Source organism: Achromobacter sp. UBA5777, from assembly GCF_002418565.1.
Lineage (GTDB): Bacteria > Pseudomonadota > Gammaproteobacteria > Burkholderiales > Burkholderiaceae_B > Achromobacter > Achromobacter animicus.
Window position 1 is genome coordinate 17,016 of record NZ_DIEJ01000117.1, and the last position, 14,516, is coordinate 31,531.

Here is a 14,516-nt window from a genome sequence, read left to right on the forward strand (position 1 = left end):
CTGCGCGGCGCGGCGGGCGTGCCGCGCATGCCGCATCATAAAAGGTCTGCCGCCGGCTCAGGCGTGCGCGGGCGCGGCCAACGCCAGCGGCTCGTAGCGCGCGCCCGGATGCGCCGCAGCCGTTCGCCGCTCCGTCTTGAAGCGCGCCACCGCCTGCAGCAGCTCCTTCGCCTGCGTGGCCATCGCGCCTGCCGCCGCGGCCGATTCCTCGACCAGCGCGGCGTTCTGCTGCGTCATCGTGTCCATCTGCGACACCGCCACGTTCACCTGTTCGATGCCACTGGTTTGCTCCGCCGAGGCCGAGGCGATTTCCACCGTCACCTCTTTCAGGCGGGCCACCGCGTCCAGCACCTTCTGCATCTGGTCGCCCGCCGTGGCCGCCAGCGACTCGCCGCCTTGCACCGCGCGCTTGGAATTCTCGATCAGGCCCTTGATCTCCTTGGCTGCCGTCGCGCTGCGTTGCGCCAGCGCGCGCACTTCGGTGGCCACCACCGCGAAGCCGCGGCCCTGTTCGCCGGCCCGCGCGGCTTCCACCGCCGCATTCAGCGCAAGAATATTCGTCTGGAACGCGATGCTGTCGATCACCGAGACGATCTCGCCGACGCGCTCGGCATCGGTCGAGATCGCACCGATCGCGTCCACCACCTGGCCCACCACGCGGCCGGCCTCAACCGTGAGCTGGCTGCAATCCACGGCGAGACTGCTGCCGCTGGCAGCGTTGTCCTGGTTCATCCGCACGGTCGAGGTCATTTCCTCGATGCTGGCGGCCGTTTCCTCCAGCGACGCAGCCTGCTCCTCGGTACGCTGCGACAGGTCGGCGTTGCCTTCTGCGATCTGGGCGGACGCCGTCGAGATGGACTCCGCCGCGCTGATGATGGTCCCCACCGTCGTCGCCAGTTGCATGCGCATCGTCTCCAGCGAATACATCAGGCTCGACCGGTCGCGTCCGTCCAGCGTGAGCGCAGTCGTGAGATCGCCGTTTGCAATGGCGCCTGCCAGCTTCTGCGCATCGGCAGGCTCGCCGCCAAGCTGACGCAGGATGCTGCGCGTGATCAGCCAGGCCGACAGCACACCGGCCAGCACGGCGATCGCCATGATCACGACGATTGCATTGCGCAGGCGCGCTGACGTCTGCGCGGCCTCTGCGGCCGATTCGTCACTGAGTTTGGTTTCCAGGTTGGCTAGCGCCATCAACTGGTCGAGCCAGGCGTCCTGCTTGGCGCGCAGCTCTTCACGCAGAATCCGGGCGGCTTCCTGCGCATTGTTCTGGCGCCCGGCTTCAAGGGCGCGCAGGTAGATGGGCGAGGCTTCCTGCTGCGCACGCTGCGCGGCGGCCAGCAGATCGGTCTCGGCGGGCAGCGTCCCTTCATCCTCGGCAAACATCTTTGCAAGCTGTTCGCTGGCTTGGCGATAGCGCGTCGCCATGTCTTCCGATCGGGTGATCTCATTCGCCACGGCTTGGGGGTCCGTGTACAGCACGATGTTGCGCACCACGATCGCCCGGCCCTGCACCAGCTCGCGCATCTGCAACGCCAGCTTCAGCTGCTGGTTGTTCACGTTGACGATGTCGGACATCGACTTGTCCAGCGTCCGCATGGCATACAGGGAAAGGCCCCCAAGCACCAGCAGCGCCAGGATAAGCAAGAGGAAACCGATAGCGAGGCGAGACCTCACTTTCATGGATGCAAGATTCATCATTCGCCTTTGTTGTGATCGGCAACCGGCTCATGACTACTCGCGCTATTGCAGCGCTGGCCCCACTGACAGGCGCCGCGCCGGCTGACGAGCGCGACTATAGCGAGGCAACAATTAATGAATCGTTAAGCCTCGCCAAGGCTAGAAGCTGTGCCGCAACCCCAACGCAATGGTCTGCGGGCTGGCGCCGGCGGTCACGCCAAGTTCATTGATGGCGAAATCGTAGGCCGCGTTCGAGCGATTCTTGATCTTCGAGTAATACGCATACACGGACGTGCGCTTGGACAAGGGCTGCTCGTAGCCGAGCGTGTATTGGACTGCGCCGGTGTTCTCGCCGCTGCGGACATAGCCCACCTGTTGCGTGGACGGCCCGGTACCGTTGGCGGCGTAGCCGACGGACGCATTGAGGCTGCCGGAACCCAGCTTCTGCACCAGCGACACGTAATAGCCCTTGCGGCGCAGATCGCCGGTGGCCGTCTGGTAGCGCAGTTGCTCGACGACAAGATTGATCGTGGTGGTCGGGAACGAATACGAGGCGCCCAGCTTGATGGCATCGTCGTGCGAGTCGGCCATCTGGTAGTTTCTGTGCAGTTCATAGGCCGCGACCAGCGCCAGCGGACCTTCCTTGTAGGCCGCGGACCACGAAAAGAGCTGGGGATTGCGCGGCGTCGTCATGCGCTCCTGCGGCAGGCCCCAAGTGAAGCCCGCGCTCAGGCCATGCCAGTCGGCCGACCGGAAATGCAGCGAGTTCTTTTGGCGCCGGTCGAACGAGCTGGTGTTCTCGACGTTGCCCGAGCTGGAGGCCGAACCGTTGCCCATCAGCGCCATGTACCCGGCCGTCATCGGATAGTACGGGTCCATCTTCATGGTCGACTCGGTGTAAGCCGTGTGCCAATTGCCCAGGAAGAACGTGCCGTAAGGCGACGCCAGCCCCAGGCGCGTGTTCCGGCTGGCGATCTCGCCTTGTCCGGTGTTGAGCGCGATGCCGCTTTCGATCTGGAAGATTGCCGAGAGACCATTGCCCAGGTCCTCTTCGCCCCGCAGGCCGAAAACCGACCGGTTGTTCGTCATGCGCGAGCCGGAGCCGGCATTGTCGCCGCCGCTGATCCAGGCGTATTCCAGTGCGGTGTTCAGCCGGCCGTATAGCGTGACGGATGACTGCGCCGTCGCGCTGCCCACGGCGCCACACAGCGCGGCCACCGCGCATCCACCAACCAGAACCCGTTTGCGCGCGTCGCGGCCAACCTTCATCTCATGCTCCTGTGCTTTCCGTGGGAATCCTGCGCGATGAACCCATGGGCACGGGATACGAGCGACCCCGGAACTGCAAGGCAGCACGCAAACCGGAAGACGATACGCGTGCATGCCGTGCCGGCGCCATTCGTCGATGGTATAGGGTGACGAACCTAATGTCGGATTGCGCCCCGGCGGGCGCCATGAAAACCTAGCCACCGCGAAATTAATCGAGGAGAGTGGCATGGCTTCGCGTCGACAAGTCCTGGGAGCGGCATCTTCGCTGGCTTCAGCGTTTGCGCTCAACAGCATGTGGGCAGGCCGGGCGAATGCCGGGTCGCAGAACCAGACCGGCACGCCGCTGGCGGACGGTCCCCCGGAAGTGATTTTCTACAACGGCCGCTTCACCACGCTGGACCGCGCCAATCCGGAAGCGGGCGCCGTCGCCGTGAAGGCCGGCAAGTTCGTCGCGGTGGGCAGCGATCGGGAAGTCCTGCGCCTGGCGGGACCGAACACCCGGCTGGTGGACCTGAAAAAGAAAGGCGTCCTGCCCGGGCTCTACGACAACCACACGCACGTCGTGCGCGGCGGCCTGAACTACAACATGGAGCTGCGCTGGGACGGCGTGCGGTCCCTGGCGGACGCCATGGAAATGCTGCGCCGCCAGGTCGCCAACACGCCCGCGCCCCAATGGGTGCGCGTGGTGGGCGGATTCACCGAGCACCAGTTCATTGAAAAGCGCCTGCCGACCATCGAGGAAATCAATGCGGTTGCGCCGGACACCCCCGTGTTCCTGCTGCATCTGTACGACCGCGCGCTGCTGAACGCCGCGGCGCTGCGCGTGGTGGGTTACACCCGGGACACGCCCGACCCCGAAGGCGGTCAGATCATCCGCGATTCGAACGGCAATCCGACGGGCCTGCTGCTGGCCAAGCCCAATGCCACGATCCTGTATTCCACGCTGGCCAAGGGTCCGAAGCTGCCGTTCGACTACCAGCTGAACTCCACGCGCCACTTCATGCGCGAGCTGAACCGGCTGGGCGTCACGGGCGTCATCGACGCCGGCGGCGGCTATCAGAACTATCCGGACGACTACGCCGTCATCCAGAAGCTGGCCGACGACAACCAGCTGACGGTCCGGCTGGCGTACAACCTCTTCACGCAAAAGCCCAAGCACGAGAAGGAAGACTTCCTGAACTGGACGTCTTCGGTGAAGTACAAGCAGGGCGACGATTATTTCCGCCACAACGGCGCGGGCGAAATGCTGGTGTTCTCGGCCGCCGACTTCGAGGACTTCCGCGTCGAACGCCCGGACATGCCGCCGGAGATGGAAGGCGAACTGGAAGAGGTCGTGCGCGTTCTGGTCCAGAACAAGTGGCCCTGGCGCCTGCACGCCACGTACGACGAAACCATCTCGCGGGCGCTGGACGTCTTCGAGAAAGTGCATCGCGACACGCCGCTGACCGGCATCAACTGGTTCTTCGATCACGCCGAGACGATCTCGGACAAGTCGATCGATCGGATCGCCGCGCTGGGCGGCGGCATTGCCGTGCAGCACCGCATGGCTTACCAGGGCGAATACTTTGTCGAGCGCTACGGCGCGAAGGCCGCGCAGGCCACGCCCCCGGTCAAGCGCATCTTGCAAAAGGGCGTGAAGACGTCCGCCGGTACGGATGCCACGCGCGTCGCGTCGTACAACCCGTGGATCTCGCTGTCGTGGATGACGACGGGCAAGACCGTGGGCGGCATGCCGCTGTATCCGCACGAAAACCTGCTGGACCGCGAGACGGCGCTGCGCATGTGGACTGAGAACGTCGCGTGGTTCTCCAACGACGAAGGCAAGCGCGGCCGCATCCAGGTGGGCCAGTTTGCCGACCTGATGGTCCCGTCCCAGGATTACTTCACGGTGGCGGACGAAGAGATTTCGTTCCTGACGTCCGACCTGACCGTGGTCGGCGGGCGCGTGGTCTACGGCGCGGGCGACTTCGCCAAGCTCGACGAGAACGCGCCGCCGCCCGCCATGCCCGACTGGTCGCCCACGCGCCTGTTCGGCGGCTATGCCGCCTGGGGCGACCCGGACGGCGCGGGACGCAATTCGCTGGACTACAAGCGCTTTGCCGCCGCCTGCGGATGCGCCACCGCCTGCGGCATGCACGGGCACAGCCACGCCAGCGCGTGGGCCTCCAGCGTGCCTGCCTCCGACCAGAAGTCGTTCTTCGGCGCGCTGGGCTGCTCATGCTGGGCCGTGTAAGGGACTGAATCCATGTCGAGCATTTCAACCTCGCTGGCCGGCATCGCGCGCCCTGTTCTCGGGGGCCGCGTTGCCCGCTTTGTCGCCTACCTTGGCTTGTGCGCGGCGTATCTGCAGGGCGGGCTGGTCAAGCTGACCGACTTTCCCGGCGCCATCGCGGAAATGACCCATTTCGGGCTCACGCCCGCGCCGTTCTTCGCCGTGGTCGTGATCGCGCTGGAGATCATCGCCTCGATCATGATCCTGATCGGCTGGCACCGCTGGATCGGCGCCCTGGCGCTGGCGCTCTTCACGCTCCTCGCCACGTTCGTCGCCCTGCAGTTCTGGGAAATGCCGCCCGGCCAGGCGCGCTTTTTCGCCGCCAACTCGTTCTTCGAGCACCTTGGGCTGGTCGGCGGATTCCTGCTGGTCATCTGGCAAGACCTGAACGAACGGCGGTAACGGCCTCTTCGCAGTGTCCGTCGCGCTGACCGCGCCGCCGGTCCAACGGGCACTGCGTCTTCCACGCTTACCTTGCACATCATGGAACAGACACCCGTATCTCCCCGATTCACCGGCCTCTTGGGCTTTAACGCGGGATACGTCGATACGGCGGGGTTCCTGGCGTTGAATGGCCTTTTCACGGCGCACGTGACCGGCAACTTCGTCACGCTGGGCGCCGCCTTCGTCCACGGCACGACCGGCGCCTTCGCCAAGCTCCTGGCCTTGCCGCTCTTCTGTGCCGTCGTCGTCCTGACGCGCCTGTTTGCATCCAGCCTCGCGGCCGCCGACACGGCCATGTCCAGGCTCATGTGCGCGAAGGTGCTGCTGCTGGCTGCCGCGGCCGCCGTTCTCATCGCCTACGGCCCGTTTTCCGACAGCGACGCGCCATTTGCCGTGATGGGCGGCATGCTGCTGGTCGCGGCCATGGGCATCCAGAATGCGATCCAGCGCATGCACCTGGGCAGTGCGCCGCCGTCCACGCTCATGACCGGGACCACCACGCAGGTGATGATCGACCTTGCCGATCTCTGCAAGGGCGTCTCCGGCGAAGCCCGCACGGCCGCCGTCGGCCGCCTGCGCAAGATGCTGCCCGCCCTGGCGGCCTTTGCGTCCGGCTGCGCCATCGCCGCGCTGTTGTATTGGGCGTCGCTGATGTGGTGTTTCGTGCTGCCGCCCGTCGTCGCCGCCCTGGCCACCCTGGGCATCAAGCGCGCCCCCGCCTGACCCTACTTGAAGGGGGACGCGCCATACCTTCGAACAATGTCGAAATGCGAACGTTTCCCATATTCTGACGATCTCGTTAAAGCTCGCGGCACAGCGGGCGAATGAGGCATCTTCATGCAGCAAGGCGCTATGCGTCCCCCTCTGATTCAATCTTCCAGGTGATATTCATGTCCCAAGCAAAGCTCGAAGTCCTGACCCCGCAGAACAGCCAGATCATCTTCATCGATCACCAGCCGCAAATGGCTTTCGGCGTGCAGTCGATCGACCGCCAGACGCTGAAGAACAACACCGTCGGCCTGGCCAAGGCCGCCAAGGTCTTCGGCGTTCCGACCACCATCACCACCGTCGAAACCGAGTCGTTCTCGGGCTACACCTACCCCGAACTGCTGGACGTGTTCCCGAACCAGAAGGTGCTGGAACGCACCTCGATGAACTCGTGGGACGACCAGAAGGTGCGTGACGCGCTGGCCGCCAACGGCCGCAAGAAGGTTGTGGTTGCCGGCCTGTGGACCGAAGTCTGCAACACCACCTTCGCGCTGTGCGCCATGCTGGAAGGCGAGTACGAGATCTACATGGTCTCCGATGCGTCGGGCGGCACGTCCAAGGAAGCGCATGACATGGCCATGCAACGCATGATCCAGGCTGGCGTCGTGCCGGTCACGTGGCAGCAAGTGCTGCTGGAATGGCAGCGCGACTGGGCCCACCGCGACTCCTACGATGCCGTGATGGAAATCGTGAAGGAACACTCGGGCGCCTACGGCATGGGCGTGGACTACGCCTACACCATGGTGCACAAGGCCAAGCAGCGCACGCAAACGGCCCACGACGCCATCGCACCGGTCGCCGCGCCCGTCATCGCCCGCTGATGCCCCACGGGCCCGCAGCCGCTCTCGCAGCGGCCGCGGGCCTTTTTGCTTTCTTCCGCAGCCTGCCCGCCATGACGACCGCCGACATCCGACCCGCTGACCCAGCCCCGCCTTCCTCTCCCTTCGCCTATTCCGCCTTCACGGTGATCTGGGTCGCAACCGTCTTGTCGAACATCGGCACCTGGATGCACGACGTGGGCGCCGGATGGCTCATGACGTCGCTGTCGCCGTCGCCGATGTTCGTGGCGCTGGTGCAGACCGCGGGCGCCTTGCCCGTGTTCCTGCTGTCGCTCCTGGCCGGCGCGCTGGCCGACACGATGGACCGCCGTAAGCTGCTGTTGATGGTGCAGATCGCGATGGGCTTTATCGCCCTGGCGTTGGGCCTGGTGGTCTGGTTTGGGCTGACCACGCCGTGGGTGCTGCTGGGCTTCACGCTGCTGATGGGCATCGGCACGGCGTTGTCGGCGCCGGCCTGGCAGGCCATCGTCCCCAGCCTGGTGCCGCGTCCGTCGCTGCAGCAGGCCATCGCCACCAACAGCGTGGGCATCAACGTCAGCCGCGCCATTGGTCCGGCGCTGGCCGGCGTGCTGATCACCAGCCTGGGCGTGGCGATTCCGTTCTTTGTGAACGCGGTCAGCTTCATCGTGGTTGTGGCCGCACTGATCTGGTGGAAGCCGCCGGTCGCCGCCGAGAAGCGCCTGCCGCGCGAGCAGCTGTTTCATGCCATGCGTGCCGGCCTGCGCTTTGCACTGCACAGCAAGCCGCTGAAATCCACGCTGGTCCGCGCCGTCGCGTTCTTCCTGTTTGCCAGCGCCTACTGGGCCTTGCTGCCGGTGATCGTGCGGCAGGTGCTGCAGGGCGGCGCCTTGCTGTACGGCATCATCCTGGGCTGCGTCGGCGCCGGTGCGGTGATCGGCGCCATTGTGCTGCCGCCGCTGCGCAAGAAGCTCGGTCCTGACCGCAGCGTCATGGCCGGCACGCTGGGCACGGCGCTCACATTGGTGGTCTTTGCGGTGATCCCGCATCCCGTCGTCGCCGGTGCGTTCAGCTTTCTGGCGGGCGCGTCGTGGATCATGGTGCTGACCTCGCTCAATGTGTCCGCCCAGGTGGCGCTGCCCGACTGGGTGCGCGCACGCGGGCTGGCGATCTTCGTCACGGTGTTCTTCGGCTCGATGACCGCCGGCAGCATGATCTGGGGACAGACGGCCGTACGCGCCGGCGTTCCCACGGCCCTGCTGATCGCGGCCGCGGGCTCCGTCGTGGCGATGCTGCTGACCCGCAAGGCCAAGCTGCAACTGGGCGCCGACCTGGACCTCGCGCCGTCGATGCACTGGCCCGAGCCCCTGATCGGCCAGCACGTCACGCATGATCGCGGCCCGGTGATGATTACCGTGGAATACCTGATCGATCCGGCACGCGGCGCGGACTTCGTGCAGGCCATGCAGCATGCCGGCGCCGAACGCCGCCGCGACGGCGCGTATGCGTGGGGCATTTTTGAAGACGCCGCCCAGCCCGGCCGCTACCTTGAATACTTCCTGGTGATGTCGTGGCTGGAGCACCTGCGCCAGCACGAGCGTGTCACCCACGCCGACGAGGACCAGCAGGCGGAAGTGCGCGCCTTCCACATCGGCGACACGCCGCCGCGGGTGTCGCACTTCGTCGCCCCCATCCCGCAATAACGGGCAGCAGGATGAGACCGGCGCTGCCCGCACACACCGTTACAAGCGAAGCATGATTCCTGACTAGAATTGCGCCGACAGGGATTTTGATGCCGCGCGCCGACAGGCCGCGGCTTAGGTGTGACATGGATAGCGCTCCTCGCTTCGAGGCAGTCAACGGAGCCCGCTTCGAGGTTCTGTGGGTGGATGGCGACCGGGTCTTCGGGCGCGGCGCCTCGAAGCTGGCCGTCTGGCTCAGGCCGAACGACAGCTCGGAATGCGCGCGGCACCTGCTGGAACAGGAATACGGCCTGCGCGACTACCTGCATCCGGGCTGGGCGGCCGTGCCGACCGAGCTGGCGCGCGTCGGCGGCTCCACCGTCCTGTATCTGCAGGATCCCGGCGGACAACCGCTGGCCACGCACCACTCGCGGGCAATGCCCGCCCCGGCATTTCTCCGCTTCGCCATCGCGGTGGCGATGTCGCTGGGCAAGATGCACAACGCCGGGCTGATCCATCGGAATCTCAAGCCGGCGCACATTCTGTTCAACGAGCAGGACGCGGCCGCTCACCTGACCGGCTTTTCATTTTCCACGCCGCTCGGCGCCTATCAGACGGCGCCCGCCTCAACGCCGGGCGACATCGTCGGCACCCCGGCCTACATGGCCCCCGAACAGTCCGGCCGCTCCGGCCACCGCGCCGACGCGCGGTCCGATCTGTATTCGCTGGGCGTCGTCTTCTATGAAGCCTTGACCGGCGAGCTTCCGTTCCAAGCCGAATCGGCGCTGACCTGGCTGCACAGCCATACGGCGCGTGTACCCGTGGCGCCCGCCGAACGCGACCCCGGCATCTGCGCCGAGCTCTCGGCCATCGTCATGAAGCTGCTTGAGAAATCGGCGGACGACCGGTATCAGACGGCAGAAGGGCTTGCCGCGGATCTGCAGTGCTGCCTGACCACGCTGACGGCCGGCCCCGACGCCGCGCCGGACTTCGTGCTGGGCCGCTACGATCACCCGGGGCGTGTGCGCGTGCCGGCCACGCTGTACGGCCGGGGCACCGAGCTGGACATCCTGCTCGGCGCCATGGGCCGGGTGGCGGGATCCGGCCGCGCCGAAGTGGTGCTGATTTCCGGCGAACCGGGTGTCGGCAAGTCCATCCTCATCGAAGAGCTGCATCGCGTCGTCGGCAGCCAATACACCCTGCTCGCCAAGGGCAAGGGCGATCCCCACAGCCACGCCGGTCCCTACGCTGCGCTGGTCGAGGCGGCGCGAGGCCTGCTTCAGGCCGTGCTTGCCAAGAACGAAAGCGATCTGGGCGAGTGGCGCGAAAAGCTGCGCGTGGTGGTTTCCGCCGGCGGCGACAGCCTGCTCGCGTTGATTCCCGAACTGGCGATGATCGTGCCGGACGCGTCGGGCCTGCTGGCCGAAGGCGACGCCAAGGCGCGGTTGCGCCTGGCCTTTCAGCATCTGTTCTGCGCGTTCTCGTCGCCAGGCCATCCGCTGATCCTGTTCCTGGACGACCTGCAGTCGACCGACGCCGCCACGCTGCGCGTCATCGAACAGCTGGCGCAGATGGATCTTCAGAACATCCTGGTCGTGGGCGTGTACCGCGCCGAAGACATGACGGCGCGCCACGCGCTCACCGCCTTCATCGACAGCCTGCGCGCCAATACGATTCCCCTGACCGAGATCGCGCTCACCAACCTGCACGAGCGCGATTCCGCCCGCCTGATCGCCGATGCGCTGCAAAGCAAGTCGCCGTGGATCGATCCGCTGGTCAGCCTGGTGCAGGCCAAGACGGCCGGCAATCCCTGCTTCATGCTTCGCTTCCTGGCCACGCTTACGGCCGAGGGACTGCTGCACTACGACCCGCGCCGCCAGCGCTGGATCTGGGATGCGGACGCCATCCGCGAACAGGCGTACACCGACAACGTGGTCGGCATCATCATCCAGCAGGTCGAGAGGTTGCCGGCGGACAGCCGCGAAGCCATTCAACACATGGCGTGCCTGGGACACGACACGTCGCTCGACAAGCTTGCGCTCGCGCTGGACTGGCCGCGACTCGACGTTGCCACCGCCATGCGTGAATGCGAGCGGCAGAGCCTCGTGTTCCGGACCGGCGACGTGTACCGCTTTCCGCACGACCGCGTGCAGGCGGCCAGCTATGCGCTGATTCCCGAACGGCAGCGCGCGGCCACGCACCTGGCGATCGGCCGGCGGCTCGCGCAGGACCTCGAACCCGAACAACTGAAGGCGCAGGCATTTGAACTGGTCGACCAGTTCAACCGGGCATGGCAACTGGTGCACAGCCAGGAAGAACGCGTCCGGCTTGCTCATCTGAACGCCCTGGCCGGCGCGCTGGCCAAGGACACCGCCGACTATTCCGCGGCCATCCGATATCTGGAGGCCGCCTCGGCGTTCCTGTCCGACGACGGCAGGCAGCATCAACCGGCGCTGGCCTTCACCATCGAGATCACTCGCGCCGAATGCGAGTTCCGCAGGGGCGCGGTGGCAAGCGCCAAGCATCGGCTGGCCCGGCTGGGAGAGCGCGAAGGGCCATTGCCGGAACTGGCCCGCGTGACACAGTTGCGCGTTGAAGTGTTCATGGCGCTGGGCGAGCGGCACGAGGCCATTGACGCCGGGCTGCACTACCTGCGCCGCGCCGGCATCGACTGGACGGCTAGCCCGTCCGATGAAGTCGTATCCAGCGAGTACGCCGAGTTCAATGCGCTGCGCGACGGCCGGCCTGCGGCTGCCCTGCTCGGCCTACCTGAGATGCAGGACGCCGACGCGGAAGGCACGATGGGCGTTCTGACCGCGCTGCTGCCTCCGGCCTGGACGCTCTTTGCGAATCTGCGCGAGCGCGTCATTCTGCGCATGGCCAACCTGAGCCTGCGCCATGGCAATACGGATGCGTCCAGCCTGGGTTACGCGTGGCTGGGCATGATCCTGGCCGCGCGCACCGGCGACTACGCAGACGGCTACGCCTTCGGCAAGCTGGGCGTCGACCTGATCCAGCAGCGCGGACAGGTCCGTTTCAGCGCGCGGGTCTATCAGGTGTTCGGCGGACAGATCGTGCCGTGGTCGCAGCCCGTCAGCCAGGCGCGCGACCTGCTGCAAACCGCCTTCGAACTGGCCAGCCTGCAGGGCGACTGGACCTATGCGTCCTTCGCGCTGAACAGCCTGGTCACGCACATGCTGGCCACCGGCGGCGCGCTGAACACCATCCGCGCCGACGCCAGCCGCGGCCTCGCCTTCGCACGCAAGGCGGGTCTTGAAGTCCTGGACCGATATACGTCGCAGCTTCAGCTGGCCAAAATGCTGCAGGGCCTCACGACCCAATTCGGCACGCTCGACGACGCCGGTTTCAGCGAGGCCGAATTCGAACGGAAGATTCAGGCCGAGCCCGGCCGGAACGTCACGGCCTGCTGGCACTACCTGCGCAAGCTTCAGGCCCGGGTGTTCGCCGGTGATTTCACCAGCGCCGTGCGCGCCAGCCAGGAAGCCTCCGCGTTCGTCTGGACGTCGCTGGCGTTCATCGAGGAGATGGAATTCCACTTCTATTCCGCGTTGGCCCGCGCCTGGTGTCCCGTGCCAAAGTGTCCGTCGGAACGCGCCGCGGCGCTGGCCGCCGTAAAGGCCCACCTTGAGAAGCTGCGTCCGTGGGCCGCGTCCAGCCCGTCCAACTTCCAGAGCCAGCAGATGCTGATCGACGCCGAAGTCGCGCGGCTGAACGGCAATGTGCTGGACGCGATGCAACGCTACGACGACGCCATCCGTTGCGCCAGCGATCACGGCCTCGTGCATGTCGAGGGGCTGGCCAATGAATGCGCCGCGCGCTTCTTCGAGAGCCGCGGCCAGCAGCGCATCGCGCACACGTATCTGCAACATGCACGCGCGTGTTACCAGCACTGGGGCGCGTCGGGCAAGGTCAGGCAGATCGATGCTTTGTATCCCACGCTTTTCGTGGACCGCCGCAGCGCCGCGCAGGGCTCCACCATCGAAACCCCGGTGGAAAGCCTGGATCTGGGCACCGTCATCGACATCTCCCGCGCGCTGGCCAGCGCGCTGGATCTGCAGACCTTGCTCGACAAGCTGATGAAGATCGCGCTGGAACAAGCGGGTGCGACGCGCGGCGTGCTTGTCCTGCATTCCGACGGCGAACTGTATGCCCGCGCGATCGCGACCACATCCGGTGATTCCGTGACGATCAGCCAGCGCCCCCAACCGCTCGACGAAGCCGGCCTGCCGCAGCAGATCGTGAACTACGGCTGGCGGACCGGCGAGACCATCGTCCTCGACGACGCGTGGATGACGGGCGCATTCACCGGCGACCCGTACGTGCGCGCCGCGCGGCTGCCGTCCGTGTTGTGCCTGTCGTTGACGACGCAGTCCAAATCCATCGGCGTGCTGTACCTGGAAAACACCCTGGCGCGCGGCGTATTCGCGCCGCACCGGACCGCCGTGCTGCGCCTGCTGGCGTCGCAAGCCGCCATTGCCATCGAACGCGCGCGCCTGTACCGCGATCTGGCGCACCGCGAGGCCCGCATACAGCGGTTGGTCGAAGCCAACATCATCGGCATCTGGTTCTGGCGCGACGACGGCCAAGTGCTGGAAGCCAATGACCTGTTCCTGTCCATGACCGGCTACGACCGCGAGGACGTCGGCGCGGGCCGGCTGCGATGGACGGCACTGGTGTCGCGCAGCGGCGCGGTGTCGCTGGATGAACTGTTGCTGCGCGAGACCGCCGAGCCGGTCGAGACCGAACTGATCCGCAAGGATGGCCGCCGCGTGCCCGTGCTGCTGGGCTCCGCCCGGTTCGCGGCCGACGACAACCAGGGCGTGTCGTTCGTCCTGGACCTGTCCGAACGCAAGGCGGCAGAAGCCAAGATGCAGCAGATCCAATCGGATCTCGCGCACGTCACGCGCATGACCACCGTCAGCTCGATGACGGCATCCATTGCGCACGATGTCAGCCAGCCGGTGTCGGCAGTGCTGACCGAAGCGCAGGCCGCGCTGAACTGGATTGCGCGCACGCCGCCCAATACCGAAGAAGTCGCCGAGTCCTTGCGGCGCATCGTGCGCAGCGGCCAACGCGCCGGCTCGATCATCTCGGGTGTGCGTGCGCTGATCAAAAAGGCCCCGGCGGCCTTCGGTCCGATCGAACTGAACGGGCTGGTGAAGGAAACGCTGTCGCTGCTGCGCAGCGAACTCGATTGCAGCGACGTCCAAGTAATCCTGGATCTGGCTGATGGAGATCTGCTCACATCCGGAGACCGCGTTCAGCTGCAGCAGGTTCTGCTCAACCTGTATGTCAACGCGGTCGACGCCATGAAGCACGAGCCCTCTGCGCGGCAACTGACTGTCGTCACCCGGCTTGCCTCAGACGACGAAGTGCTTGTGGAGGTGCTGGATACCGGCAGCGGCATCGACGCGGCGTCGGTGAAGAAACTGTTCGACCCCTTTTTCACCACCAAGACCAAGGGCCTGGGAATGGGTCTTGCCATCTGCCGCGAGATCATCCAGTTGCATCACGGCCAGATGTGGGCGCGGCCCAACAGCCCGGCGGGCGCGGTGTTCTACTTTTCGCTGCCCGCGCAGGCTTGAG

The 14,516-nt window shown here is 66.1% G+C and carries 8 protein-coding genes; 6 read left to right on the top strand and 2 right to left on the bottom strand.

Annotated features, from left to right (window positions below):
* Positions 1–57 precede the first annotated feature (57 nt).
* Complete coding sequence (locus B3446_RS08805) at positions 58–1,680, bottom strand: methyl-accepting chemotaxis protein (RefSeq protein ID WP_291379874.1); 1,623 nt, start codon at positions 1,678–1,680, stop codon at positions 58–60.
* Between the two features lie 156 nt (positions 1,681–1,836).
* Entirely contained in the window at positions 1,837–2,946 is a 1,110-nt protein-coding gene (locus B3446_RS08810; protein ID WP_191576348.1) for a porin, read from the bottom strand.
* Between the two features lie 343 nt (positions 2,947–3,289).
* On the opposite strand from B3446_RS08810, the gene B3446_RS08815 reads away from it, so the two are divergent.
* From B3446_RS08815 to B3446_RS08840, 6 genes are all read left to right on the top strand, one after another.
* Complete coding sequence (locus B3446_RS08815; protein WP_291379955.1) at positions 3,290–5,179, top strand: amidohydrolase; 1,890 nt, start codon at positions 3,290–3,292, stop codon at positions 5,177–5,179.
* Positions 5,180–5,191: 12 nt separating this feature from the next.
* Positions 5,192–5,620, top strand: a complete 429-nt coding sequence (locus B3446_RS08820; protein WP_291379876.1) for a DoxX family protein — start codon at positions 5,192–5,194, stop codon at positions 5,618–5,620.
* Positions 5,621–5,701: 81 nt separating this feature from the next.
* A complete protein-coding gene (locus B3446_RS08825; protein WP_291379878.1) occupies positions 5,702–6,385 on the top strand; it encodes a YoaK family protein in 684 nt (227 codons plus the stop codon).
* Between the two features lie 167 nt (positions 6,386–6,552).
* Positions 6,553–7,251, top strand: a complete 699-nt coding sequence (locus B3446_RS08830) for a hydrolase (RefSeq protein ID WP_191576344.1) — start codon at positions 6,553–6,555, stop codon at positions 7,249–7,251.
* Positions 7,252–7,322: 71 nt separating this feature from the next.
* The gene (locus B3446_RS08835) at positions 7,323–8,930 is read left to right on the top strand and encodes an MFS transporter (RefSeq protein ID WP_191576343.1); all 1,608 of its coding nucleotides are present in this window, start codon (positions 7,323–7,325) and stop codon (positions 8,928–8,930) included.
* A gap of 125 nt (positions 8,931–9,055) precedes the next feature.
* Positions 9,056–14,515, top strand: a complete 5,460-nt coding sequence (locus tag B3446_RS08840) for an AAA family ATPase (protein WP_291379882.1) — start codon at positions 9,056–9,058, stop codon at positions 14,513–14,515.
* The last annotated feature ends 1 nt before the right edge of the window (position 14,516 follow it).